General features: G+C 40.6%; 28 protein-coding genes and 5 pseudogenes. 6 read left to right on the top strand and 27 right to left on the bottom strand.

Annotation, left to right across the window (positions count from 1 at the left end):
• Positions 1-58 precede the first annotated feature (58 nt).
• The 12 genes from E5329_RS32645 to E5329_RS21815 form a co-directional block, all read right to left on the bottom strand.
• Positions 59-262: a hypothetical protein gene (locus tag E5329_RS32645; protein WP_408634685.1), complete on the bottom strand. Its 204-nt coding sequence runs from the start codon at positions 260-262 to the stop codon at positions 59-61.
• A 149-nt stretch (positions 263-411) separates the two neighbouring features.
• Positions 412-834 (bottom strand): Got1/Sft2-like family vesicle transport protein, encoded by a 423-nt coding sequence (locus E5329_RS21860; RefSeq protein ID WP_135991444.1) that lies wholly within the window; start codon positions 832-834, stop codon positions 412-414.
• 111 nt (positions 835-945) lie between these two features.
• A complete protein-coding gene (locus tag E5329_RS32640) occupies positions 946-1,125 on the bottom strand; it encodes a helix-turn-helix domain-containing protein (protein WP_408634683.1) in 180 nt (59 codons plus the stop codon).
• A 75-nt stretch (positions 1,126-1,200) separates the two neighbouring features.
• Positions 1,201-1,575 carry a hypothetical protein gene (locus tag E5329_RS21850; RefSeq protein WP_135991442.1) on the bottom strand — a complete coding sequence of 125 codons (375 nt, stop codon included), beginning with the start codon at positions 1,573-1,575 and terminating at the stop codon, positions 1,201-1,203.
• A 170-nt stretch (positions 1,576-1,745) separates the two neighbouring features.
• Entirely contained in the window at positions 1,746-2,474 is a 729-nt protein-coding gene (locus tag E5329_RS21845) for an ABC transporter permease (protein ID WP_135991441.1), read from the bottom strand.
• A complete protein-coding gene (locus E5329_RS21840) occupies positions 2,467-3,387 on the bottom strand; it encodes an ABC transporter ATP-binding protein (RefSeq protein WP_275443595.1) in 921 nt (306 codons plus the stop codon). Before E5329_RS21840 ends, E5329_RS21845 begins: the two co-directional genes overlap by 8 nt.
• A gap of 5 nt (positions 3,388-3,392) precedes the next feature.
• Entirely contained in the window at positions 3,393-5,111 is a 1,719-nt protein-coding gene (locus tag E5329_RS21835) for an ABC transporter permease family protein (RefSeq protein WP_135991440.1), read from the bottom strand.
• The gene (locus E5329_RS31825; protein WP_330572290.1) at positions 5,108-5,266 is read right to left on the bottom strand and encodes a hypothetical protein; all 159 of its coding nucleotides are present in this window, start codon (positions 5,264-5,266) and stop codon (positions 5,108-5,110) included. The genes E5329_RS21835 and E5329_RS31825 overlap by 4 nt, the downstream gene beginning before the upstream one ends.
• Entirely contained in the window at positions 5,250-5,861 is a 612-nt protein-coding gene (locus tag E5329_RS21830) for an ABC transporter ATP-binding protein (RefSeq protein ID WP_330572289.1), read from the bottom strand. The genes E5329_RS31825 and E5329_RS21830 overlap by 17 nt, the downstream gene beginning before the upstream one ends.
• A gap of 95 nt (positions 5,862-5,956) precedes the next feature.
• Positions 5,957-7,057, bottom strand: coding sequence for a HAMP domain-containing sensor histidine kinase (locus tag E5329_RS21825; protein WP_135991439.1), 1,101 nt, complete (start codon positions 7,055-7,057; stop codon positions 5,957-5,959).
• Positions 7,045-7,722, bottom strand: a complete 678-nt coding sequence (locus E5329_RS21820) for a response regulator transcription factor (protein ID WP_135991438.1) — start codon at positions 7,720-7,722, stop codon at positions 7,045-7,047. Before E5329_RS21820 ends, E5329_RS21825 begins: the two co-directional genes overlap by 13 nt.
• Positions 7,723-7,831: 109 nt before the next feature.
• Positions 7,832-8,095 (bottom strand): hypothetical protein, encoded by a 264-nt coding sequence (locus E5329_RS21815; protein ID WP_135991437.1) that lies wholly within the window; start codon positions 8,093-8,095, stop codon positions 7,832-7,834.
• Positions 8,096-8,514: 419 nt separating this feature from the next.
• On the opposite strand from E5329_RS21815, the gene E5329_RS21810 reads away from it, so the two are divergent.
• Positions 8,515-9,090: a helix-turn-helix domain-containing protein gene (locus E5329_RS21810; RefSeq protein ID WP_275443594.1), complete on the top strand. Its 576-nt coding sequence runs from the start codon at positions 8,515-8,517 to the stop codon at positions 9,088-9,090.
• A gap of 63 nt (positions 9,091-9,153) precedes the next feature.
• Here E5329_RS21810 and E5329_RS21805 read toward each other — a convergent pair whose 3' ends face one another.
• The 15 genes and pseudogenes from E5329_RS21805 to E5329_RS30015 form a co-directional block, all read right to left on the bottom strand.
• The gene (locus tag E5329_RS21805) at positions 9,154-9,366 is read right to left on the bottom strand and encodes a helix-turn-helix domain-containing protein (RefSeq protein WP_135991435.1); all 213 of its coding nucleotides are present in this window, start codon (positions 9,364-9,366) and stop codon (positions 9,154-9,156) included.
• A 447-nt stretch (positions 9,367-9,813) separates the two neighbouring features.
• A pseudogene (locus E5329_RS21795) lies at positions 9,814-10,212 on the bottom strand (helix-turn-helix domain-containing protein); the annotation flags it as partial.
• 552 nt (positions 10,213-10,764) lie between these two features.
• On the bottom strand, positions 10,765-10,881 hold the full coding sequence (locus E5329_RS21790; protein WP_456320035.1) for a cysteine-rich KTR domain-containing protein: 117 nt from the start codon (positions 10,879-10,881) through the stop codon (positions 10,765-10,767).
• Between the two features lie 71 nt (positions 10,882-10,952).
• Positions 10,953-13,166: an ABC transporter permease gene (locus tag E5329_RS21785; RefSeq protein WP_135991433.1), complete on the bottom strand. Its 2,214-nt coding sequence runs from the start codon at positions 13,164-13,166 to the stop codon at positions 10,953-10,955.
• Between the two features lie 6 nt (positions 13,167-13,172).
• Positions 13,173-13,853 carry an ABC transporter ATP-binding protein gene (locus E5329_RS21780; protein ID WP_135991432.1) on the bottom strand — a complete coding sequence of 227 codons (681 nt, stop codon included), beginning with the start codon at positions 13,851-13,853 and terminating at the stop codon, positions 13,173-13,175.
• Positions 13,854-14,009: 156 nt separating this feature from the next.
• On the bottom strand, positions 14,010-15,227 hold the full coding sequence (locus tag E5329_RS21775) for a sensor histidine kinase (RefSeq protein ID WP_135991431.1): 1,218 nt from the start codon (positions 15,225-15,227) through the stop codon (positions 14,010-14,012).
• Positions 15,224-15,895: a response regulator transcription factor gene (locus E5329_RS21770; RefSeq protein WP_135991430.1), complete on the bottom strand. Its 672-nt coding sequence runs from the start codon at positions 15,893-15,895 to the stop codon at positions 15,224-15,226. Before E5329_RS21770 ends, E5329_RS21775 begins: the two co-directional genes overlap by 4 nt.
• 130 nt (positions 15,896-16,025) lie before the next feature.
• A pseudogene (locus tag E5329_RS32865) lies at positions 16,026-17,403 on the bottom strand (IS4 family transposase).
• Positions 17,404-17,689: 286 nt separating this feature from the next.
• Positions 17,690-17,828: pseudogene (locus E5329_RS32860) on the bottom strand (transposase); the annotation flags it as partial.
• 186 nt (positions 17,829-18,014) lie between these two features.
• Positions 18,015-18,397 (bottom strand): annotated as a pseudogene (locus E5329_RS21750) (cysteine-rich VLP protein).
• A pseudogene (locus E5329_RS21745) lies at positions 18,387-19,688 on the bottom strand (relaxase/mobilization nuclease domain-containing protein); the annotation flags it as partial. The pseudogenes E5329_RS21745 and E5329_RS21750, both read right to left, overlap by 11 nt.
• A complete protein-coding gene (locus tag E5329_RS21740; RefSeq protein ID WP_275443592.1) occupies positions 19,586-19,975 on the bottom strand; it encodes an RNA polymerase sigma factor in 390 nt (129 codons plus the stop codon). The gene E5329_RS21740 and the pseudogene E5329_RS21745, both read right to left, overlap by 103 nt.
• A 137-nt stretch (positions 19,976-20,112) precedes the next feature.
• Complete coding sequence (locus tag E5329_RS21735) at positions 20,113-21,435, bottom strand: FtsX-like permease family protein (RefSeq protein ID WP_275443591.1); 1,323 nt, start codon at positions 21,433-21,435, stop codon at positions 20,113-20,115.
• Positions 21,407-22,504, bottom strand: coding sequence for an ATP-binding cassette domain-containing protein (locus E5329_RS21730; RefSeq protein ID WP_135991428.1), 1,098 nt, complete (start codon positions 22,502-22,504; stop codon positions 21,407-21,409). The genes E5329_RS21735 and E5329_RS21730 overlap by 29 nt, the downstream gene beginning before the upstream one ends.
• A 421-nt stretch (positions 22,505-22,925) precedes the next feature.
• The gene (locus E5329_RS30015) at positions 22,926-23,066 is read right to left on the bottom strand and encodes a hypothetical protein (RefSeq protein ID WP_168356719.1); all 141 of its coding nucleotides are present in this window, start codon (positions 23,064-23,066) and stop codon (positions 22,926-22,928) included.
• Between the two features lie 726 nt (positions 23,067-23,792).
• On the opposite strand from E5329_RS30015, the gene E5329_RS32635 reads away from it, so the two are divergent.
• The 5 genes from E5329_RS32635 to E5329_RS21705 all read left to right on the top strand — a co-directional run bounded on the left by E5329_RS32635 (position 23,793) and on the right by E5329_RS21705 (position 25,981).
• Positions 23,793-23,951 carry a WxxxWxxW domain-containing protein gene (locus tag E5329_RS32635; RefSeq protein WP_408634684.1) on the top strand — a complete coding sequence of 53 codons (159 nt, stop codon included), beginning with the start codon at positions 23,793-23,795 and terminating at the stop codon, positions 23,949-23,951.
• Between the two features lie 15 nt (positions 23,952-23,966).
• The gene (locus E5329_RS21720; RefSeq protein WP_135991427.1) at positions 23,967-24,695 is read left to right on the top strand and encodes a DUF3239 domain-containing protein; all 729 of its coding nucleotides are present in this window, start codon (positions 23,967-23,969) and stop codon (positions 24,693-24,695) included.
• Between the two features lie 174 nt (positions 24,696-24,869).
• Positions 24,870-25,076: a hypothetical protein gene (locus E5329_RS21715; RefSeq protein ID WP_135991426.1), complete on the top strand. Its 207-nt coding sequence runs from the start codon at positions 24,870-24,872 to the stop codon at positions 25,074-25,076.
• A gap of 45 nt (positions 25,077-25,121) precedes the next feature.
• Entirely contained in the window at positions 25,122-25,361 is a 240-nt protein-coding gene (locus tag E5329_RS21710) for a hypothetical protein (protein ID WP_135991425.1), read from the top strand.
• A 230-nt stretch (positions 25,362-25,591) separates the two neighbouring features.
• A complete protein-coding gene (locus tag E5329_RS21705) occupies positions 25,592-25,981 on the top strand; it encodes a helix-turn-helix domain-containing protein (protein WP_330572288.1) in 390 nt (129 codons plus the stop codon).
• The last annotated feature ends 171 nt before the right edge of the window (positions 25,982-26,152 follow it).

The following is a 26,152-nucleotide window of genomic DNA, read 5'->3' as shown; positions in this document are numbered from 1 at the left end:
ATGGAACTATGTAATACGTGGGTTCAAATAGTACATTTTATTTTGCGACAGTTCCTGACTATGCAATAGAACATAAATAGTTTGACAGATATTCCGCGATATGCTCTTCGTAGATGTAGTTCATTAGAAATCTCACATAGATAACTGGTCTTAACAAAATACGGATACAGATACAGGCTAACGGATATACAAAAATAAATTTTTTATCTACAACCGAAGTTGCTATTCCATTATCCCATTGAACAGGAATTTCAGATGGCAATTTCGCATATGATAATATTCCAATGATTAAACATAATGATGTAATAATTGCCCATGTAATAAGGCTGCCCAAATATACAATAAGCCAACTGAATACAGTTTGAAAACAGGTTAATTATCACTCCAATAAGTATCCAAATCTGCTACATATTACTCAACCTGTAATTCATCAAAGCTGACATTTCCAGATTCAAGCATTCTTTCACACATAGTTTTTGCTTTATTTAAGCCCTCTATTTGTGTTTGGATTGTAATAGTTTGTTTTTCTATAATTTCTACCAATGGCACTTTATCAGATATGATATTACGGATATCTTCAATGGAAATCTCCAGTGCACGCAAATAGGTTTGCCACGTTTCCGTCCGGGTGTAGGAAAGCAGCCAGAATACCACCAAAATACAAATGATGATACAAGTTAAAACAATGCTGCGGCGTCGGCGTTCTTTTTCCATCATGCCTTTTATCTGATTGCGCAGCTTTGCTTTCCGATGTTTTGCAATGACAAGTTCGGATTTTGTTTTCTTTAATTCCGCATCAATCACATCTCTGTGTGTTGGTTTGTTTTTACTCATTTTCTCACTCCTCTTTGCCCTTAACGCCATTAATAATGATCTGAATAACGGGCATCGGAAAAGGGACACTCATATACCGAATGTCTCCCGACTACATTTCATCACGCCCGATTATTTTTCACTGTAATGCATATAAAACTGCCATGCAATAAACACGAGCCTTTGCACAAGTCTTTCAAAGAGTTTATTGTTAAATCTGCCGTCCTCAATACTCAGTCTTGTCATGTATGGCTTAAACAGTCTTATCACTTCCTGCATGGCGTTGTAATCTCCCGACACCGCTTTTTCCAATGTTTCAAAGGTAATGTCCCCGCCGCTGTATTTATTTTCCGCAATGCCTTTCCTCCATCAGCAGCCGCGGCTTTTTTATGGCATTGTTCCTCTGGTCACAAATGGTACTTCTTCCTGTGCCATAGATTTCGCCAATCTCCCTGTCACCCAGACCAGCAAAGTAATACAGTAACACAATCTGTATTTTTTGTCCGGCAGTTTTCTTAACGCCTGTGCCAAATCACCGTCAACTATGCCTATTTCATGTCCCATGACTGAAAAATAATCAGCATGATATGTATCAAATATTTTTTCAACCATGCCCGACTGTTTTGGTGAAAACATCTCAATATGTTTTTCCCGTTCTCCCCTGTGTTTCTGTTCGTTGTAATAGTTCTTTTTTTCATACATCAAGGCGGTGCGGCAGAACCGTACAAACTGCCGCACTGTCCTATCTTCCTTATCTGTCATTATCCTGTCCTCCATTTCTGAATTTAACTGCATCTGAAACGAGGGCAGGATTGGTGGGGAATGACATCATATCGTTATTTTTAAAAGCAGAAAAGCCTTCATTGATGCTCCTCCAACAAACGCTTTCCCGCCTTAATATCTAATATTTATAATTCCATCGCCCAGCCTATCTACTGATCCTGATTATTGAAAGAGATAATAACTCCCATAAAACCAGCTAATCCGCACAGAACTATTGATACAAAGCATATCCAATAATAATGTGTACCAAATCCAACTATGCCCGAAATAGATACTGCTGTCCAAGGGCATACACAAGCTGGCAATATCAGTTCTTCTGAAACTTGCAGTCCTGCCGCCTGCAATACTGCACTTCCCAATGTGGCAAGCATGGAAGGATAAAACAATGCCTGCTGTTTCACACATATCAAAAAAATAGGAATCCCTACAATAAAAGAGAAGAAATTGTTCTGGGTAAATAAAAATAAAGCATACCCCATATTCCCTGTTGTAAATTCAATGGGAAAAAGAGCATAACAGCCTGCTATCACTATCACCTCAGACAAACAAAATGATATTAAATACCACAAAAACCACACAACTAATTTAGCTGTCAGGAATTTTTCTCTCGATACTGAAGCTGTCAGGATATTCCGTATGGTTCTGTCCTGATATTCCCTTTGCATACTCGAAGTGATTACAAATCCATTTACAATAGGTAATACGAGGGTATTTAACATGAGTAAGCTCATCAGCCATTCCATATATTCTTTCTGTGGGTCAATAAGCAAACGATTCCATATCATAAAAAGCGGAATTGTAACAATGATCAAAGTTCCCACCCATGCCATTTTATTCCTGCGGAATTTTATAATTTCAGAGCAAATTGCATCATGCAATGCCGGCACCTCCTGTCAATTCCTTAAAATAATCTTCCAGACTGTTTTGGCATTTAGAAATCTCAGCTACTGCAAAGCCTGCAGCAAAAAGCCTGCTGTTCAATTCTAAAGTACCGTATTTCAAATCATAAATCTCTATGACAGATGCTTCTGGTCTCGTAATCTTTTCAATTGAAAGATCATTTTTCAAGTACTCATTTACCTGTTCTGGTTCTTTCACAACCAAACGGATATACGAATGTTCATTTTCCTTTAGCTGCCAATAAGAGCATTCTTCAAGCATACTGCCCTCATGGATAATTCCAACCCAGTCCACCATCTGCTCCATCTCTGAAAGCTGATGGCTGGATATTAAAATGGTTTTTCCATATTCATGGCTTAACTTCCGTATAAGCGTCCGCATCTCTGCTATGCCAATAGGGTCAAGCCCATTTGTCGGCTCGTCTAAAATAAGCAGTTCAGGGTCATTTACGATTGCATTAGCAATTGCCAGCCGCTGTTTCATTCCTAATGAATACTTTGAAAATATCTTCTTATCCTGATACGGAAGCCCTACGACATCAAGTGCATTGCGTATCTTAATTCTATCCACTTTTCCCCTAAGTCTTGAGAAAACCAATAGATTTTCTGCTGCTGTCAGATTTGAATAAAAACCGGGGGATTCAATCGCGCTTCCAATACGGTCATAAATCCCACTCTGATAACCTGCCATTTCCTGATTAAATAAGGTCACAGATCCGGAATCTTTTTTCACCAGTCCAAGCACCATTTTCATAATTGTAGTTTTACCAGCTCCATTCCTGCCCAACAGTCCATATATCTGTCCTTTCGGAACGTGCATGGATACATTCTGGACAACAGAACGACCCTCATATTTTTTGCATAACTCAAAAGTCTGTATCGTATATTCCAATCCTGTCACCTGCCTTTATATACTATCTTTGATGTCGAAACGACCAATTTCTTCTGAAGGAAGAAAAATATGATAAGCTGTATCAGGAATACCACAAGGGATAATCCTATGGCAACCAGTGTTATTTCAGAAATGCGTGTTGCAGAAGATGCTTCCATAAAACGGTTTATCATGAATGAAGCTGTGACACATCCGCAAATTACAGGGAAAAAATAAATAAGCCCTATCTGTTTCCTGATAATCTTTTTCAGGTCATTTTCCTTTAGCCCAAGATACATCGCCCTCTTGTAGCACTCAATATCCTGCATTATAGTTCCTGCAATTTTTAATCCCATTATCATAGTTGCTGACACAAAAGAAATAATGGCAATAAAGAAAATCAGGATCAGATAAACTGCGCCTGCCTCCATCTGGACATCAAGCTCCGTCTGCTTTACATAAGGGTAAAATTCCCACCAGCGGGCAGCATATAGTTCGTTCCCATCATAAGGGATATAAATATCTTCATAACGCTCCATTTTGTCTTTAATAACCTGATCTTGCCAGCTAACAAATATCTCCCCATTGTTTATTGCTACAATGTCCGCCAGAAGTCCCTTTTGAAATTCACTGCTATTTTCAGTATTACTGCCATGAAACAGATACTGATGCTCCCGTCCCAGCAAAAGCATATCCAATGAATGCCATTTGCTTAAAGAAACGCCTCTTTCATCTGCAAAGAAGCGTATCCTGTTTTCATCAAGTTTCTCTCCTGATTCCCCAGCTAAAACAGCATAATCATATGGTTCTTCCTTGATTGAATAGTAAAGTTCCAGGAAAATGCTCCCATTAAAACATATGGCAAATACCGCAAGCGTAATCAGCAGTGAGGAAACAAATAAGGACAATGTATATTGGTTCCCTTTTTGCCTTACAAGATTGTAAAACAAGATACCTTTTCTATATGGGTTGGGAAAAAAACGCTTTATAATGCTGCCCATAGAAGTAATCTGTGCCGTCAGAATATACATTCCAATCAGGCTGACGCCAAGAAAGAGAACGGAGAAACTTTTCAGCCAATAGATAACCGCAGTAATATTAAACAATATCAGTCCCAAAGGAACGGCTGTCAGCCCTATGATACCCAACGCCGGGCGGGAGCCTTTCACCTCCTCACCTTCAGATGATGCACGCAGAATCTTGATTATATCTAACCTTGCTATATGAACCGCATTCTTGATACGCAGGATAACCCATGCCAGTATCCATAACCCGCCTGCAATCAGCAGCCCTTTCCCTCCCACACGAAAGGCTCCATCCGTATAGGAAATAAATAAAGACAGCAGCGACCATATACCAAAAGAGAACGGAATAGCCAAAACAAGCCCGGCAGCCCCTCCAATCAAAAATGTGATGTCAAGCTGCTGGTTTTGTATTTTACCAACAGATTTTGGTGGAAGACCAAGGGAAAGGTATACCCCAATTTTCCTCATTTGAAGCTGAATATAAATGGCGTTAGCATAGAAAAGAAAAACACCAATACCAATCATCGTAATCCCATACATTCCAAGCGAAATCAAGTAAGTCGATCCATCTGTCATCAATACATCGGTTATACCCCTGCTGAAAAGCAGAACGCCATAAGCCCCGGCCATGGCAACAGCAAAACAGATTGACAAGCCAAAAAGAATGTACCGGCTTTTATTCTGGCTGATCAGTTTTCGGGTGATTTCATTTAATGTCATTGCCCCACCTCCACAATCTTCAAAAATTCCAGAATGTCATTCATAAACTGCCTCTGCTCTTTCTGACGTACCAATTCCCTTATTACCATTCCATCCGACAAAGCAATCACACGATCCGCATGAGAAGCAGCAATCGCATCATGTGTCACCATCAAAACTGTAGCCCCCCAACTGTTCCTTGGCAAATAGAAACGCTTCTATGACAGCATTGCTTGACTTGGAATCAAGATTGCCAGTCGGCTCATCAGCTAAGATTAACAACGGCTCATTTGATAAAGCCCTTGCAATAGCCACCCGTTGCTTTTGACCGCCGGAAAGCTCGCCCGGATATTTGCCGGAAATGTCCTCAATGCCAAAAGCACACAGCAGATCTTTTGTTTTTCCCTCCATATCTGCGGCAGGTTTTTTGGCAATAATTTGTGGAAGAAAAATATTTTCCTGCACTGTCAACCCATCTATCAGCATAAAATCCTGAAAGATAAAACCTAATATACTGGAACGGATTTCAGCCTGTTTTTCTTTACCCGTATGAAGCATATCTACAGAACCCACTTTCACTTTACCACTGTCTGCTGATAAAAAACCTGACACAAGATTCAGCAGTGTCGTTTTTCCGCTGCCGGACGGTCCCATGACCGCAACAAATTCACCTCTGTCCATCTCCATGCTGACACCTCTCAGCACAGGGTAGGTATTCCCTTTTGTAACGTAAGATTTTTGCAATCCTGATACAGATAGTATTTTTTCCATATACGAGTACTCCTTCACAAGTTATTTTCTGGAGAAAATAAAAACTCTCCTTAGTAATACAAGGAGAGTGTAAATGAAAAATATCACAAAAGTATCTACTTTTCCAACAAAAATGAAAATTGTACTCTGGCGCCTGAATCTGGAATATTGCTAATCGTAATGCCGCCACCATGTTTTTCACATATAATTTTACATACATTCAATCCAAGACCAAAATGAGAAGTTCCGGATTGTCTGGAAGTATAAAAAGGATTTAGCGCCTTCTCCAATGCTTCCGGACTAAACCCTACCCCATCATCTATAATTTCAAAAGAAAGTAATTGATTCTGCTCATACAAACGCATAGAAACTTTGTTTTCAGAATACTGGCAGGCATTTCTCATAACATTTTCCAACGCCCTGAAAATCAGGGAAATATCACCCTGAACCTCCTGCAGATGGATTTCATTTGTAACCGAAATATCTTTCCCATATTCCTTAGCTGTCAATTTTATGTTGTCATCTAACATTTTCATAAAACTGTCTATTGAAACAGTCTGTATTTTGACGGGTGTATCCTCTAATTTTGGGATCGTATTCATAACTTCGACATAATCTTCCAAACGCTTAATATAATATGCCATCATGTGGTTCGTTTCCAGCAATTTTGTATCTTCTTTTTCAGGAAACGGGATATATTCTTCCAAAAAATCTGTATATCCCTGCAATACCGTAAGCGGTGTGCGTAAATCATGCGCAAAGGCTGCATTGAGTTTTCTGCGTTCTTCCGTCATACGCCATATCTTCTTATAATTATTCTGCAATTCATTCTTCATCCGTTCAAAAGACCCGCAGAGTGTTCCTAATTCATCTTCTGCATCGTACTGTACCGAAAAATCCAGATTATCTACGGCTATCTGCTCTATTCCCTCCGTTAATGCCTTTAACGGAGCGGAAAGTTTAAATCTATAGAAAATATACGCTCCTACGATGATTACAACACAAACATATATACCCACAGTTGATATGCAAAAGAAATCATGCCAATACATAGCCGGATTTTCCCGGTTTTCCGCCACAAGAGCATAGTAGCTTGGACGTGTTGCCAATAATATCGTCATCGCTCCTAAAAAAGCGACGAAAAGAGAACCCATGATTGTAATGGTTAAAGCCTTTTTCAAAGGAAGATTTTTGTAAACTGTTTTCAGTTTTCCCATTTATACCCTATCCCCCAAACTGTTTCTATATAATTTTTCCCTGTACACTCCATGAACTTTTTTCTGATCCTCCGTATATGTTCTACGATAATGGAACTATTCCCATCACCATCATATCCCCAGATCACTTCGTAAATTCTTTCTTTATCAAATACCTGCCCCAGATTCCTTGTAAGCAGTTCAACAATATCAAATTCCTTTTTTGTTAACGGTACCACCTTATCCTGATAAGACACCTGCCTTTTGTCATAATTTATAGCAAGGCTGTCAATAAATTTTGCTGACAAACCGGAATCCCCTCGGTTTTCACGACGTAAATGCGCTTCTACCCTTGCCCCTAACTCGCCTAACTTGAAAGGCTTTATCACATAATCATCCCCACCTGACTGAAACCCAATGATTGCATCCGTTTCTTCTATTCTTGCAGTCAAAAAAATGATAGGGCATGATACATGATCCCTGATTGTTCTGCACACTTCAAGTCCATCCATGTCAGGCATATTGATATCAAGCAGAATAATATCAGGATTTGAATTGATGCCCTTAAGAGCTTCCGCCCCACTCATAGCTGTATATACTAGATATCCATGAAATTCAAAGTAGTCCTTCAACATAGTGACGATGCCCTGTTCATCATCAACTATTAAAATCTTATATTTTGGCATTATTTGTTCTCCCGAAAATTGCTAATATGCTATACATTATATCATTCAAACAGAACAGATACAATTCCGCATTTTCCTCATTCCTTAACTTCTCTAATTAAGTAAACTTTCACACTCTATTCTGCATATCTTGTAAATGTCTAAGCTGCGCTTCGCTCAATGTTCTGGGTTTCCCAATCCTGACAAGATTTTTCGGTAAAACATAAGTCTTACTCACTTCCGTCCATGACTTTAACCTTATTACCTCTGGAAACTCTTTACACAGCTTATCCATTTTTCGTATCTGCGCCGGATTAGCTGTGTAAACCGTTGCTTCGCTTTCATCTGCATTAAAGTTGATTACAACCTCCTGTTCATATCTTGATAATTTCATTCCATGCTCCTTTCTCCGGTACCGAACTGGCGCCAATCCAATTTAACGGTACCCTTCCGGCACCAAATAAATATTCTCAATCTTAGGCAATTTCTATCATTGCTGTTCTTCCCTTGCTGCTTCCTGACATGCAACCCTTGTTGGCGCTGTGTCGTCCAATATTGGCGCTCATATTACTTTAAAATGGTCTTGGCGGTTTATATCAGCTTGGACAGTCATTTAGTTGTACCGTCATTATCTAACAAAACGACCTGCTTTCCTGTATATCCACCATGTCAGAAATTTTCCAAAAAACAGATTTTTTCTATCATGCTGGAAATTTTCGGTAGGAATCCCCTTATTTGTGTGGTATTCTGTTTTCGTAAAGAAGAGATTTATCTCTGAAAACACAATTAAGCATGCAGGAATGCCTAAAAGACTTGCGTGTAGAAAAGGGAATGACCTTAGAATCACTGTCACAGCAGCCAAAAATTCCTGCCTCCACACTTGGCTCTTATGAATCTGATGATTATAAAGAAATACCCCATAGGAACATCATCGAATTAGCAAAATTCTATGAAGTATCAACAGATTATCTGCTTGGTCTGACTGAAAACAGACAGCTTGACAACGTTGCCCTGTCAGCTCTGCACTTGAGCGACACTGTCCTGACACTTCTCGAAGACCAAAAAATCAACATGCTGCTCCTGTCAGAACTTATCACCCATGAACAGTTCCGGAAATTCATGCTTGACTTGGAGATATATGTTGACGGTCTTGATTCTGCCCCTCCTAAGACCATAACCGAACATTGGGAAGAAATTCTTGAAAAAGCTGAAAACTTTGCAGGCACTTCCACACAAAAACTTGCTTACATTTTCAGCCAGTTTCTAAAGATTAAACCAACCGAAAAGAATATTGATGATATGGCAGATATGCTTGGACAGTCTGAAATCTTAGAATCTGATGCAAAAAAATGCCGGAACAGTGCGAAAAGGAAACAGTCTAAGGACTAAATCACTGCAAAACAAAAGGAACTGCATCTATCCGCAATTCCCTGTTACTGTAACTATATTTTGTTATTCCTCTGCCTTAACCAGCTCCACCACATCATTCAAATTGCAATCCATCGCATCACAAATCCGTATTAGTGATTCCATAGAGATGTGCTGCCCCTTGTTCATGTTGGCAAATGCATTTGTGGTAAGCCATGTTTCAATACGCATTTGGCTCTTAGTCATTCCTCTCTTTAAGAGCAAATGCCACAGAGGTAAGTAACTGCCTTTCCTCATAGCGCCCCTCCATTGTCCAGCAGGTGATAATCCCTTGTGATTTGTTCTCCGATTTCTTTCTGCGTCAAGTGCTGGAAGTAATACAAAAAAATTTCCTCCTGCGTCTGTTCCAGTAGCCGGGTAAGAGCCGCCGCAAGGGAGCGGCTATCTAAAAGTATCGTCTGCCCCGGACAGAGAACGGATAAGTTTCGCCATAGTCCTGCACTTGAAAATACTCGTCTGTGGCACTTAATGGGACAACTTTTCTTCGTTCAAGTATTCAAGGGAGATTTCCCGTTTCCACCTCTTCAGTCATGGAAACTCCCCCTTTCTTTGATTATGGGAAAGGGTGGCAGCACTTTTTGCTGTCGCCCCTAAATACCCACCAGCAAGGACAGACGGGGCTGGCAACAGTGGGCGCAGCCCATTTACTTGCCGTTGACTGGCTCGGCTGGATTTGCTATAAATTCATTGACACTCCTTAATGAATAAGACATCAGACATTTGGATAGTGTGCTTATTGCCTTTCATATCTTTGGCTATCACAACTTCATTAGAAATACTGATAACCAAAAGTTGTGTATTTTGAATGGATATAAGACCAACACAATAAAAGCCGTTAAACTCCTTGTCCTTCAAAAAAATCTGTAACCACTTCCCGATATAAGAGCCAAAAGAAAACAAATGCTCTTGCATCTTATCTTCATGGGGAGTATCATTTATATCACGCAATAGATAATCCAAATTCACATTCAAAACATCGCAGAGAATTAGCAATTTTTCTGTTTCGGGATAACCTAACCCCGTTTCCCATTTAGAAACAGACTGCCTTGTCACTCCACACTTTTCCGCTAAATCCTCTTGAGATAATTTTTTGGTTTTTCATAAACTCTGTAACTTATCAGCAAATGTCATCGTAATAGCCTCCTTGTGTTTTTATAGCTTTATTTCATGTGTTTTTCTCTCAAAACACTACCAACTTCATCGTGCTTTTTCACAACTTTTGGTTGCATAATTACTCTTTACTCAATTATAGTATTGTTCGTAAATGTATTCAAGAATGTAGACACGGAATAATAGGCTGCTGTCTGTAAAATCTAAAATCAGACAAATTTTGCACCATTAAAAAAGATGTATCGCATTGAAGTTTTAACCTTCATTCCGATACGCCTTGATGTGTACAATATGCTGTTGAATTTAATTATCTCTCTAATTCTATGCCTGTGCATTTTTAATTTCATTTTTGTTTTGTTCCTTTCTACAATCCAAATGCAGGTGATACCGCTGCTCCAGACAAAATGCATTGCAATCCTGTCTAAAAAAGAATTGCATTGCAATATGGAGCATTTCTTAGGAATTGATACTTCCAAAGCAAAAGCCGTCAAACTGTGATTACTCACAAGTTCATCGGCTCTGCGTCTATACGTCTGGCTCTTTGATGACATTTACTTTCAATTTCTTTACTTCCACTAATCTTTCCTGTTTACACTTCGGACAGCAGAGCGGAAAGTATAGAAAAACTGTATCCTCTTTAATCTTGTTCCTTGTTTTTCCCGCAAACAGGGCAACGTATCCATTCCGTTTTTTTCATAATATTTCATCGCATTTTACATCATTGTATCATCCCGCAAAACCTCAGCTAAGTTGATTTTACGTATATTACGCCAACCAAGATAATATGCAAATGCCACAATTCCCCAGATAGCCAGCATAAAAATCATAATCGGAATGAATGGAGCTTCGGCAAGAAATGTCCCCACTTCAACATAGCTTATCTTCAGCATATACCCCACTGTAACAGCTGCAAGTGGAAGGGTGATTAAAATCGGACGCCCTGCAATGGTAAGCGCCTCCACGCAGAACATTTTTTTGATTTCACCCTGTGTCATTCCAACAGACATATACCTTGCAAATTCCCTTTTTCTCTGACGAACAAACCCCAGCGTATTGGAAAACACATTTCCAATGCCGATCACCGCAAGCAGGACGCAGAAACCGCCAAAGATTGTCATCATTCCCTGTATCTGTTTATCGTTCGCTGCTGCTTCCTGAATACGGTTCTCACTTTCTGTCTTATAGTTTCCCGCAATAAGGCTGTCTACCTGCCCTTGCAAAGCATCCAATTCCCCTGCTGTCACATTTTCCCTGCCAAGCATACAGATATAGGCATCCTCCTCGCTGCCTCCAATTTGCCCCTTGATCTCTTTCCACAAAGATACGGGAATAAAATGCACCAGTTCATAATAATCAAGCGTTGCGTACTCCTCTCTTAAAACAGGCACTTTCTCCGTATAGGACAAAACCGGGACCTCTGCTGTCATTTCTTCCTTGCCGGACTGTCTTAAAATGCTTACTGCATTTTCCCCTTTCACATAGGGCATATATCGTGGATGCCTGAAATCCGGATTTGTAACATCACGTATCTGATTCCATATGACTGCCCCATTAAGCTGCGGCATGATGCCAATCTGTTCACAGTACGCTAAAAAACTTGCATCATCCAGTATGACAATGGGAACATTTACAAGCCATCCCCCATCCGTCTTCCTCACATAATTATCCCCGGCTACAGTAAAACCGCCGAAGGACTTCATATCTTCGCTTATTTCATCCTCTGCAATGATTCTTTTTGCCATTGCTTTCTGATATACAATAGCGCTTCTTATTCCGGAAATCTCCTGTAATTTTTGTGCCTCACTAAAAGAATCCACATCCGTGTCCTTTACTGTAACCATAATGTCCCAAACACCCTGATAACGTTCAAAATAAGTTTCCCTTGTACTGATTCCTGAAAGTGCAAAAAAGGACTGCATAATAGTAAAGGCAAGAAAAGAGAATATCAGACTAAGCGATGCTGTCCGTAAGGCTCTTTTCTGTGCTTTCAATGCTCCACCTGCCAATTCTCCTTCCAATCCAAAAATGCAGGTAAGCAGCGGAGATTTTTTCTTACGCTTTAGCTGTAACTCGCCTGTATTTTTAATCGCTTCAAGCGGCGTCAGTCTGCTTAATTTTCTGGCTGGCATCCATGCGGAAATCCATATTGTCGCCACTGTCAAAAGAAGTGTCGCCACTAAGACTAACGGATGATAGCCAAAGACTGCATCATGCCTGCCTGCCACATCACTCCCCAGTAAATCATTCGCCATATGTATAATCCCCATACTGATTAAAATGCCAAGCAGATTCCCAATTAAAATCGGCAGAATACATAATGCAGCCGCTTCCTGCAAAAGACATGAGCGTATCTGTTTTGGTGTGGCTCCGATGCTGGAAAAAATACCAAACTGATGGATTCTTGCATTCATAGACACTGCAAAAGAATTATGGATTACTATAATTAACGAAAAAGATGCAATTCCGACTATCAGTATAAACAACGGAAAAAGCAGTCTTGGCGCAGTATCCTGCGGATCACGTATCATGTACATTGCCAGAAGCTCATGGTTATAAATAACATTTTCTGATGAAACGCCCAAAACTTTGGCTATCTGCATCGTATCGTCGAGGACAGCCCCCATGTCATCAAAATAAATATCTATCACAGGTTCCGGAATCTGCGCTCCTTTTTCACTGATGACGACATCTTTGACATTGGCAAAATTCTTTATGGATTCCATATCTTCCTGGGTAAATGCCCCGACAATCCTGCTCTGCCAGCCTCCTTCTTCCTGTTCAATGCTTTCAATTTCGTACTTCCATGCGTTATAAAATAACCCTAAGAGCAGCGATAACAGCAAAGCTGATATAAATGCCGCTATCATAACAGACATGCCCGATGAACGGTTATTTTTAATATAGCCTGATGAATAATCTTTCCACATAACCCATTACCTCCGCTTCTCATCGCTTATGATATGCCCGTCCTCTATGGTTATGATACGGTCTGCTTCTAAATCCACCTTCTCATCATGGGTAATCAACACAATCGTCTGTTCCAAATTACGGTTCGATAATTTCAGCATATCAATAATTTCTTTGGAATTTTTCTGATCCAGATTTCCAGTCGGCTCATCCGCCAAAAGCAGAGCCGGGCGGTAAATCAAGGAACGAGCTATGGCAACCCTTTGCTGCTGCCCGCCTGATAACTGGTTTGGCAGGGCTTCAAGCCGTTCAGCAATTCCAAGCGAACGGACGATCTTTTCAAAATACTCTTTATTTGGTTTCTTCTTATCAAGGGCAAGCGGCATAAGAATGTTTTTTTGCACGGTAAGTGTTGGAATCAGGTTATAGAACTGATACACCAAACCCACTTTTCTTCTGCGGAAAATCGCTGCCTGTGTCTGATTCAGTTTTGACAAATCCGTTCCGTCTATTGTAACTTTTCCGCTTGTAGGTTTATCCACGCTTCCCAGAATATGTAACAATGTGGATTTACCTGAACCGGACGCTCCGATAACCGCCACAAATTCTCCCTTGCCCACCGTCAGATCAATTCCATCCAGTGCAGCCACCTGATTATTGCCGGAGCCATACATTTTGCGAACTCCCTCGCATGTTAAGATATTCATTTTTAGTTTCCTCCTTTGGATGTTTTGAATTTCTACGCTTGCAGCAAAGCTGCCCGTTAGCTTGTAAACTTTGTTCCTGCAGGCAAACTGTTTACAAGCTATATTGTACTAAATGAAAGTTACAACTTAGTAACTGCAACAGAATTGATATTAAATTTATTGCTTATATAACCGGATTTCAAAACATGCACCGCCATTCGGCAGATTTTTAGCCCTTATTGTCCCATTTTGATGTTCTATAATCTCTTTTGACAATGCTAAGCCTATCCCAATGCCGCTTCCACGGATATTACCGCCCGCATCTGCATTCTTTCCCCGATAAAACCGTTTAAAAAGATGCGGAATATCTTCTTTGGCAAATCCGTCCCCCTCATCCCAGATAAGTATTTCTGTATATAGCGGATTCTGCCCATAAGAGCAATGGACTGTTCCACCCGCATTATGCTCCATACAGTTTTTCATTACATTTATAACCGCTTCCATAGTCCAGTTTAAATCGGCTGTCACTGCCATCTCCCCTGATTCCGGAATATCAATGAAAGTGCCGGAATCTGCAAATAATTCCTGCAAATTGTCTGCCGCAAGGACAAGCAAAGTAAAAACATCCACATCTTCTTTTTGAAACATCAATGCACCTGCATCAAGACGGGATAATACAAGCAGGGATTCTTCTAAATGAATCAGTCTGTTTAACTGTTTCTTTATCTGTTCTATCCTGTCTTTTTCATATTCTTTTTTCATCGGCATTTCAGATAATGTCTGCAGTGATAAAGAAATGGCGGTAATAGGAGTTTTTATCTGATGTGCAATATTGGATAGATTCTCGGCAAAATCATTTTTGGCCTGTACCGCCGCATCCTTTGTCTGATAAAGAAATGTCACAGTCTTATATATTTCATCTTCCAGCTTGGAAAAAAGATCTTCTCCTGAAACAGAGAGGACAACCGCTTTTCCCATATTAACCTGCTCCAGATAATCTGACAGCTCTTCTATTCGTTTCGCTTCTGTATTGTTACGGAATGTATAAGTAATAGCAAAGAGAACAATTCCTGCCAGGAACCCTGTTATTGCGAACATAATATCATATGTAACGGAAGAATCAGAAAAATCAGATATGTCATATCCTAAAACGGACAATACATCCCCCATTGCAACACCATCGGCATTTCCACCCGTATATTCTTTCAATGCAGCAGAAACGATATGCTTCATTTCCGGCTCTTGTTCCAGCACTTCGCCGCAGATCACATTTACCAAATCAAATTGAAGCCTGCTGTAATAGCAGGAAATTAGCATTACCGTAACAGCAGAAGAAATCAGGCTAACGGCTGCCACAAATCCAAAGAGAATCACTAAATTTTTTCGCCCGCTCATATGGTATCCTCCATACGGTATCCCACACTTCTAATTGTTTTTAAACAGGACGGTTGGTGCAGTTTGTCCCGCAGTCGTTTCATAGTAACTGTCAATGTATGATCATTCACGTAGTTTCCATTTACATCCCATACCTGTTCTAAGATTTTTTCCCTGGTAACAGTCTTTCCTTTATTCTGCAAGAGGTACAAAAGCAGCTCATACTCTGATACGCTTAAATCTATTTCTTCCGAGCCACAAGTAACTGTCCTGCGGTTTAAATCTATCTTGATCCCATCACAGGACAGGTACTGCACCGCCACATTGCCCGTTCTTCTAAGTACCGCCTGAATCCTTGAATACAATACGCTTAATTCAAAAGGCTTTACTACATAATCATCTGCACCATTTTGAAAACCTGAAACAATATCATGAGAATCATCCCGGACCGTAAGGAAAATAATCGGCAGTTCTTTCCATCTGCCACGTATCCATTGACAAAGACTATCCCCACGGCCATCCGGCATATTCCAATCCAACAAAATAACCGTTGGCACATGAATTTCCAAAGCTCGTCTGACCTCTGAAATTGTATTATATATTACTACCTTAAAGTTTTTCTGTTCCAAATATTTTTTTACAGCACCTGCAATATAAGCGTCATCCTCAGCATAAAATAATTCGACCATTTTCAATAAACCACCTATTTTTTTATTTTTATTATACCAGAAAAATGTTACAACTTAGTTACTCAAACTTCCCACATTAAAATGGGATTTGCACTTTGAAAAATCAATACTTTAACTCACAAAATAGTAATCAGGCAGCTATGGAACCACTCTCCAATGCTTTTTGCATGTACTTTGGCAGTCTTTGAACAAAGCTGGACGTAAATTCTTCCAGCTGCCGCTCAGTGATATGGAAGTATTCCATAGCAGATTCTATAAGTGCGTCTACAATAATTCTCATAGATTGGCTGAAAGTGATATCATCCAGTTCGTCCATAAGGAGGAAATACAGTTCGCATATCGTTTTGTCATCGGCATTGCACCGCTGCGTAACAGACAGCATCATATATCGTGCAAAAGCAATGGATACATGGGCTGTCAATGCATCATAGGAGAGACTCCTGCACTCCTTTACCAGATGCAGATAGGATTTACATGCTTTGAAAAACACCTCAATGTCCCAGCGTTTTCCATAAATACGGATGATTTCTTCTTCTGAAATGGTTGTATCCGTGCAGATAATGGCAAGCCAGTCCTTTTTCCTGCTTTTATTCCGGACACAGACAATTTTTGCCGGAATCGCCTCGTCACCAACGGTTATATCAATGGAAAGCAGATACTTGGAGCGTCCTCTGCGTTTTTGCGCTGTCTATAGATTTCTTTGATGTTGTATCTGCCATCCTGGTAACCGTATTTGATTTTGCTGCTCTTCTTAACCCTTGCGATTGTATCCAATCCGCAGTCTGTTTTTAAGGCAGTAATGGTCTTCGGTGATGAAAACCAACTGTCAAACAGCGCATATTTTTCAGACAATCCTGATAACTGAGCTGTTTTGACCAGATCAATCATAACTTCTGTTGCTTTTCTCCTGGACTGTTTCCGTCTTTTCCCCGCAAGAGAGCGACCATCGAAATCCGCGGCTTCGCAAAGCAGATTATTATCATCGGTCACTGACAGCAGACAGTGATTGACCGGAACAAAAGAGTTTCCATCGACCATCCAAGGGTCAGCATGCGGTAACCGTACTTGAATTTCATAGAACAGTGGTCAAAGACTTTCGCCAGAAGCTCCGTTTTCTTTGAACGGGAACGGTCAAAGAGACTATCATCTATGATGAAAACATCCTTGCGTTCTTCATCTGTAAGGGGCTTCATGAAGACATTGATGATCCGAGTGGAAAGCAGTGTTGTAAAACGAAGCCAGTTGATCCCTGGATTATTGAGGAAACGGCAAACCGTGTTTTTACAGAAAGAGCCGTCAAATACACCCGTTTTCCTCTGCATATACATGCTTCGATCCGAAAAAATGAGGCAGAACAGGCATCGAAACACTTCGATTGCCGGGATTCCCCTCACTTTTGCGGCATTACATTTGAAAAAAAGCTGTCCGATTTGGAATTCTTTCATAAAATTTGTGACAGAATTGGAAATTTCATTTCCGTTTTCAACATTATGTGGTATACTTGACATGGCATAAATCTCCTTGCTGTGTAATTGTTTTGGGACAACTCAATTATACCACATGCAAGTGGTTTATGCCTTTTTTATGGGCTAAAGTATTGATTTTTCAAGGTTCAGCACACCAAAATGGTGTGGGAAGTTTGAGTAATTTAGCGATTGAGGATTTGCCTACCAAAACATTCAACGCACCAAGTCAGCAACCACCAGTTCAACTGGTGGTTTGCCGGAAACCCTAAAAAGGGCTTTCTTTCTGCTCGCCCAAAAGGGCGGTGTCGCAAGCATTTTTACTGGTCCGCTAAAAAACGGTACTTCGCATATCTTCTTTGCGTGACTCTTCTACCTGCTCTTTAATATATTTCTGAACCGCTTCATCTGTTATATTATCGACTGTTTCCACATAATATTCCCCGCACCCAGAATGCTTTCTTCCACTTACCCATTTTCAGCAGAAAGTGGGGGGGTAGGGGAGATAGGGCGGTATGATTGTATCAGCGGTCATATAATCAGCTATTGTTCTCACCTCCTGTCTGTGGCTTCTGTTACGCATTTAAAACGGCTTTTTTGGGGGTAAAGGATAAATGTATCACATACCCGTTGAGCAGCAGCCGGAAAGCCTTGATTTACGGGAGTTCTGTATTTTCTAAAGCGTGACTTTTTCCCCTCTGTTTCCGCTTGCGCTGTGCGGCGCGGGTTCTTTTCATGCGTCCGGCGCAATCCGGGCAGTATTTCCCCCGGTTCAATTTGAGGAGAAACTGACCTCCGCACTCGGTACAGCATTTTAGTTCTGCCCAGTGGAGTAGGGCGGCTTCCAGTTTCCAGTCAAGGGGAAGTACGGCAGAGATAAACCAGCGGCAGAGAAGCGAATGGCTGATACTCTGCACACATATGCAGTCGCCCCATCCAGCATAATGCAGTTGCCGTTATCATAATTACAGCACTCATGTACAAGGCGGCGGGCGACTCTGTGCTGTGGGTAGTCCATATATGGGCATTTACCGTCCATTATCCCGCCCCTTTCCCCGTTCCAGCTCACGGTGTAGGATTTGGTCAATATTGTTCTTTACGGTCTGCAATTCCCGGACGTTCTCTTTCTTTTCCCGGTACTCGTTGTAAAGGCTGTTTTTCTCCCTCGTAAGCTGCTCAATCTCCGCTTGTAAGGCTTTGGACGCTGGCAGCTTTTGGATTCCCTTTGCTTTAAAATACCGGGTGGCAGCTTCGGCAATCATAAACTCGCTTTCGTGCTGTTTCCGGTAGTTTTTACGGACTTTCTCTGTTTTCTGCGCCCGCAATCCCTCACGGGCGGTCTTGGTCTTGATGTAGGCTAATAACTGTTTCTGCAAGTCCTTTTTCTCCCGTAAAGCGCTTTTCACGTCTTTCAGTTTGGCAAGGACGCTGTTCAGCTCCGCGCTGGCGGCGGCAAGGGCGGTTTCCAGTTCTTCGGGGAAGAAAAGCCGAATTCCTCGTAAATGCTTATAGTTGCCGCCATTTGCTTTAGGTTATGCAAAGTCGCCCATTTCTCATAGCCTTTCCCCTTGCCCCGGCTTTCTTGGCGGCTATGTCTACCATGCGCTGTACTCCGTCATTTTTCGGGGCGTTTATGGCGGCTTTATTCCGCTGTAAACGGTCTTTTATGCTGCTGGGGTATTCCTGTTTGGGTGTGGGCTTTTCGGCGGCTCTTGCGGCATTCTGTGCGTTTTGGGTGAGTGTTTCCAGTACGGCGGTGCGGTCAAAATCATCACCTAATTTCCGGGCGGTGATTGGCTTCGTCCTGTCCGGCGTGAGATACGATAACCTCCCCCCGGCTCTCCTTGACGGTCACGCCCTGTTGTAGCAGCTTCCCAGAGAAGTCCTCAAAAGAGAGGGCAGAGGACAGAGCGGCGCAGCTTCTCCTTGTCGGTTTCAAACTTCGTAAGTTAGGGCGGCTCTCCCGTTGCGGCATGGGAAGCGTTCTCTTTGTCCAGTGCGGCTTGTCCTTTCCGCTTCGCCCAATACTCACGCTTGGTAACCCGGTTCTTGCTCCCATGCAATAAATCAATCTGATAGAGGTTTTCCCGGTGGCACATCTCCATGACTTCCGCTTTGAAATATTCCATAGCTGCGTCCGTGCAGCGGTGCTTGCAGCCCTCCCTTGTGTCCGCTGGTCTTTCCATGTAGGGCAGTAGCGGCACTTCCGCAATCCGCAAAGAATTGATTACGATATGCACATGAATGTTGCCGCTGTGGTTATGCCCGTCCAGGTGGGTGCATACAAGGGCTTGGCATCCAGGGAAATGCTCTTTACAGAACTGATCGCCCTCTTTTTCTCCGGCAAAGATAAAAGGGCTGCAGCAAGCTCGCCGTTGGTGAATATGATTGTCTGACCGCAGATTGTAACGGGGTGTTGTTCGTAGGGTGATTTGAGAGCTTCGTCTGATGTGCTTAGAGGATAGAACTTTTCTTCTGTGAGGTATTCAAAGGATATTTCTCTTTGCCGCCTGTTCCTGTCGCGCCATGCGTTGATAGCGGCGTAGCGTATGACGACTTTGCAAAAGCCATTGAAAGAATACATGATGTGTTCCTTGTATGCTTCTGTGCAATCCATAGAAATTTCCCCCTTTCTCCCACATGGGGCTATACTTGGTTTATGGTTGCATTTATAATTCAAAGGGCAATGGCTCTTTAAGCTGTCGCCCTTTAATTATCTACTGTTGTTAGTTTTTTCAATTGCTTTGGTAGCTCTTAATCAGAGGGATATATATAACGTCTGCTCATAGCACTTACAATCCCGAAATAGCAAATATAAAAAACTACAATACACGCCCCAAACTCACCAGTTAATTTGAGCATAATATTATTCAAAGAAGCTGGCAATATTAAGTTCATTTTTCCATTCAGTAACGGTATGCAGAATAAAATAATCAATAAAGCCATTATCATTGGAGAGGACAATTTAATTGCTATCTGCTGATTCACAAGTCTTGCTATCTGCTTATCGCTTTTTCCCATACAGCGCATTATCTGATTGCTTTTTGAATTTTGCCTAATCTCTATAATCTGCTGCAAAGATAATATCGAAAAATAAATAACCAGAAACACGATACAGATACTTATTTGTGAAGTTCCCATCCACTGGCGCATAGCCGTATCAAAAAGCTGAAATTCCGGCTGCAATATCAGTATTCCAGTTACAAAAGAAGCCCCAGAAAACAAAAAGCATATGCAAAAAACAGCATTAACCATAGCAGCCGTTTTGAAATTTGATGTTACATTTGCCGTAATATATAGCCTGTCTTTTTGATATATCCTAACGGATTTCATTTGCCTGTACGCATATAAATAGCCAAACGCCCATTTGTAAAAAGCAAAAACAGATATTAGCAAAGGGATTGCTATAACAGATACGGGATAAACAATATAAACTTCCGGCAAAAAAACAATGCTCCTAACGCAACCAATGAAGCACACAAAACATAAAAAGAAAATAATGCCCCATTTTTTATAGTTTCCTATATTTTTTATGCCTTGATTGCGGTTTCTTTCATACATCAGCTCTCTTATTTGCAGCTTGTCTAAGCGTTGCTTCAATTGAAAAGAACACACTGTTTCAATAAGGCAAAAAAACAGAAACGTATATAACATACTTCTACCATAAAGAAATCCGCAGTGTTTCATTTCGTGCAATGGCTCACGGAAATACCAAAATCCATATATGGAAAATCCCATTGTTGTTCCTGCTATATAGCAGAAACAACCAATCAACAAAACTTCGCATAGGAATAACCGGGTTAAGCTCTTTTTTCCCATACCTAATAATAAATAACTTGCAAACTCTTTTGCCCGATGCTTTAGCATGAAAGTGTCTATATATCCAACTAAAACTATTTGAATGGCTGCTATCAACAATGGCAGAGAAATCACTTGAAAACCGGCTGATTCTCCTATAATGGTAATACAATTAGATACCTCTATAATCGCCAAAAGGACGGTCATGGTAACAACATATAAAAGATAATTTATAAAAGACCGCTTGGCATTACGGATTGACAATTTCAAGTACATCATGGCTTTCTCCTTCTATCCATTCTATTTTCTTCAAAATGTCTGTGAAAAAGGTCTGTTTGTTTTCCTGTTCCCGGTTTAAGGCAGCTTTTATTTCGCCGTCTTTCATAAACAAAATCCTGTCACAATAGCTGGCTGCCATGACATCATGTGTGACCATCAATATTGTTGCGCTGTACTCTCTACAAAGCATGGCAAGGGTGTCTAAAAGCTGTCTGGCAGCGTGGGAATCTAATGCCCCGGTAGGCTCGTCCGCAAGTATAATATCTGGATTTACCACGATAGCACGGGCGCAGGCGCAGCGTTGCCGTTGCCCTCCCGATACCTCATATGGAAATTTATCTAATATCGCTGATATATCCAGCTTTTCAGATAGACTTTGAATTGTTGGGCGAATGCTTTCTTTGGAAACCTCTTTAATTGTCAAAGCAAGCGCAATATTTTCATAGATAGTCAAAGTTTCAAGTAAATTGTATTCTTGGAAAACAAAGCCTAAATGTCTGCGGCGAAATTCTGCGGTAGCTTCGTCTGGTATATCCACTATATTCTGTCCGCTTATTCGTATCGTCCCATATGTTGGCTTGTCTATTGTGGCTATTAAATTAAGCAATGTTGTTTTCCCAGAACCGGAAGCCCCCATAATTCCAACAAAGCTGCCGTGTGGTACCTGAAAACTTACATCATTTACAGCTAATACTGAATTATTTTCTGTTTCATAGAGTTTGGAAACATTTTCAACTTCCAAAACATTTTCGGAGGTTGTATCACTTTCTTTTGATTCCCATTTATCGTGTCCTAACCAATTTGCAATCACGTCCATAAGTACCTCATCTGCTTTTTCTTTCAATTTTTCTTCTGCAATGCACTCGCCCGCAAATAGTTCATTCAAAGTAACGTCTAAAAGAGTGCATAAAGGCATAAACAAAGACAAATCCGGCATAGACCGTCCTGTTTCCCATTTTGAAATAGCCTTATCGGTTATTTCAAGTTTTTCTGCCAACTGGCTTTGCGTCCAGCCTTTTGCTTTCCGGCATTCGGAAATAAAAGCTCCAATCTTAATTTGATTCATCATTCAGCCCTCCTGCTTGCAGTAAATTATATAAATCCGGCATAAAAATGAACACCTACCAACGGTAGAGTTGGATAAAACGGGACTTTTAACTCTACTGACAGTATAGTTCTGAACGGAATTTGACGAAATATGATGAAATATATACATTCAAATTATATCATTCCGCTATCTCTAAATCTATCTTGTTTGTGATATTTAAAAAAGATATAGGTGTGAGAGGGATTCCGTACTAGTCGGCATTGGTGGTAATGTGTATAACTGGCTGCCTTATGGAATTGTGGATAACTCTGTTTGAAGGATGTGAAAAAGATGCACTTTAGCTTTTCCATGTCCTGCAAACAGAGTTATCCATGATTCCATAGCCAGTTATGCACATTTCCACAATGCTTCTTTTGTTTCTCCCGGCGCGGGGCTTCTCTCGCTAACTGACTTTCTTTTTCGGCTGGTCGCTTTTCTTTTCCTCCCGCCTTGCCCTCTGCTGATCGGCTTTCTTCCGGCGGTATGCCGCAAGCCGTTCTGCTTCCTCCGGCATGAGGGCTGCCCCTGTCTTTTCAACCCCCATAAGCTCTTTGCCACATTGTCAAGTGAAGAATTTATTCTTTTTGCTTTTTCATACACGGAATCTTGTAGATATTCTATAAATATGCTAAACTGAACGCAACAACAGACGGGAAGTTGTACTGGGAGAAATGAAATTATTCTGGCAATAGATAATAATGGCTAAAAAGATTAAATATTTAAGATAATTAAGATTCAAAAAACAGAAAATTCATTGCTGTCGTGTTTAGTTTCTTTCAAGTTTTTGCTCTATTTGAATACAGAACGGACAGGAAGTATGAATAACATACATGCTTGTGCAAGGGGGATTGTAGAAGGGGAAATTAATTTTGCGTAAATCCAATGCAGCGTTTAACATTTCAACGGAGCGTTTCTTGAATATGGTGTTTCTCGTGATATTATAAACTCGGAAAGAAGGTGAAAATATTGAACGCTCAAAAAACAGGCAGCCTGATTGCTGCTATCAGGAAAGAACAAATTGCACGCAGCAGGCTTTAGCAAATGAATTGGGGTATCAAGTGCAGCTGTTTCAAAATGGGAACGAGGTATAGGATTTCCAGATGTATCCCTTATTGAACCATTAGCTGTATCCCTGGGAATTACCATAGCAGAATTATTCAAGGGCGAAAGAACAGAAAACAGCGTTGATATCGAATATGAAAGTCTGTTGTCAGATGTTGTAAAAGTATCAGCTAATGAACTAACCAAGAAGAAAAAAATAACGAATTGGATGATTGCTATTACTATTACTGTTGCTGTTCTTTATTTGATGATTTCTGTAATATCACACAAGTGGGAAATAACCTGGGTGGTCTGGAATGTATATTGTTTTTATCGGATTTTTACTGAATATATCTATAAAAAATATCAGCAACCTACAGAAACGTAAGAAACGGAGGAAAAAATGGTCGATTATTCACAATTTGAGGCAAGTGTAAAATCAGGCATCCACGCAGATGTGAGCCGGATACGGCAGAAAGATGAAATAATAAAAGCCGTCGTTAAAAAGCGGAGAAATTCCGCAATAATCTGCGTGTGCTTCCTGTGCATGGCAGGAATTTCTTTGTTTAAAAGCTGGATTCCCGCCGTTATCTGTTTTCTTCTTGCATTGTTTTTCCTATGGCGGGCTGTCGGAAAATTTTCTGACGAATATTTACGGGAAATGTACGAGGAAGGGCTTTTGGTTCCCGGCATGATCGTGAAAACGGAACCCCTCACCATCATGGCAATCGCAAACATGACCGCGCGGTATGGCGCGGCAACCGTAAATGGGTGCTACTGTTTGGAGGCGAAGGAGCTTGACGGGGCGCAAAAAATTCTATTTGAAAAAATCCCCTGCTCCTGTTTTTTCTGCTATGAGGGCGGCGATTACCATTCTTCCTTCCAGCCCCATCCGCTCTATTGGGGAACGGCAGATCAGCAGTCTATTCAAGAAGCGTTAAGACAGGTTGAGGAGGACAACAAAGAAAATACCAGAGATGAATGGGAAGTGCTCAAGGAGGTTGCGCGGCAGTTCCCTGATTTGGGAAACGGGAACTTGATTTTGTTGGATGAAAATTACGTTCCTTTCGGGAAAAAGAACTATATGGACAGCAACTATAAGCCCCTCAGCGAGGAAGCTGAACCCAAGTAATATGTTCCATTTAGGGAAGCGCTGATGAAAGCGTTTCCTTAAAATTGAAAGAAAAAGCGTTTGCAATAAGAGATTTGATTAGGGATACAAATGAAACAGAGAATCCGGAACTTATGACAGGGCTTTTAACAGCGCAGGCAAATTAAAAGCGGAATTGTTTAGGCAGGCGAAAAAATGGAGAATTGGAGAGAACTTTTGAAAGATAAGCCTGTGAAATATTGGATTCGGGCTGAAATTGAAGAAATAATAAAGGAAAAATCAGTTGACAGAGAACGGTTTTATGAATATTCAAAAACAAACTATCAAAAGATTATAAACAGATTTTATTATGCGTTTGTAGATTATAAGAAGTACCCAAAAGTTGAACTAAGTTATTGTTGACTGCATTTTAGGCAGGAACTGAAAGAGATAGATTGTGTTAGTGAAATGATTGGTTGGGAAGGTATGCTTGCAAAAATAAAAGAACGGTTATCTTATGATTGGAATAAAAAGGTTTATTTAATTCTTTCTGAAGGTTGGGTTTATGAAGGATATATAGATACTATAACTGATGTACTTAATGAAGTTGATGGATTGTTGGAGGATTTTTATATTGTTACTCCGCAATTTGATAAATTTGCAGTATATACGGATGACGGTCAGTGCTTATGTATTTATGAAAAATAGTAATAGTTATAAAACGGTTGATATATTTTATCTGCACAAAAAATGACAATTCGGTAATTATATACCCGCAGATATTCAGTTCGATAACTTCAAATCCGGCGGTAAATGAAAATGCACGAATAATTAGTGGCAGACACACCTTGTCGGGTAGTAAAGTAAGGCATTTCCCGCTTTATGTCCTGTTCTTTATCCGGCAGTTCTGATAGGATTTTTCTGAAAGGAGGAAAATAATGAATCAAGAAAAAATTGGAAAATTCTTAAAAGAACTCCGTAAGCAAAAAGGACTTACGCAAGAACAAATTGCGGAAAAATTTCATGTATCAAACAGAACAATATCCCGTTGGGAAAACGGCAACAATATGCCAGACTTAGATATTTTGATTGAACTATCAGATTATTATGAAGTCGACCTGCGGGAAATCCTAAATGGAGAAAGGAAAAGCGGGAATATGGATAAAGAAATGAAAGAAACTGTATTGGGGGCAGCAGATTATACAAATACAGAAGCGGAACGCTACAATAGGCGTGTACGCATATTTATCTCATTTGAGAGAAAAATTCTTCTATTAGGAGATAATTTGTGTGCTTTATTCAGTTTTCAAGGTACATTATTTTTATGAAAATCACTCGCTTAATTTGCGAATGCATCTACCTATTAGATTAATTCATCAACTTATTAGTTTTCGGACAGTCTCCCCCAAAGGACTGCCAGCTTATGCCCAAAATAAGGCCGGAAAATAAAAAAGTGTCTTCGACACTTCAGCCCCCTAGCCCCCATTCATGGGGGAATT

It is taken from the genome of Petralouisia muris (genome assembly GCF_004793545.1).
GTDB lineage: Bacteria > Bacillota > Clostridia > Lachnospirales > Lachnospiraceae > Petralouisia > Petralouisia muris.
Note: the sequence above shows the minus strand (reverse complement) of the source record. Positions and strands in the feature narration are given on the sequence as shown.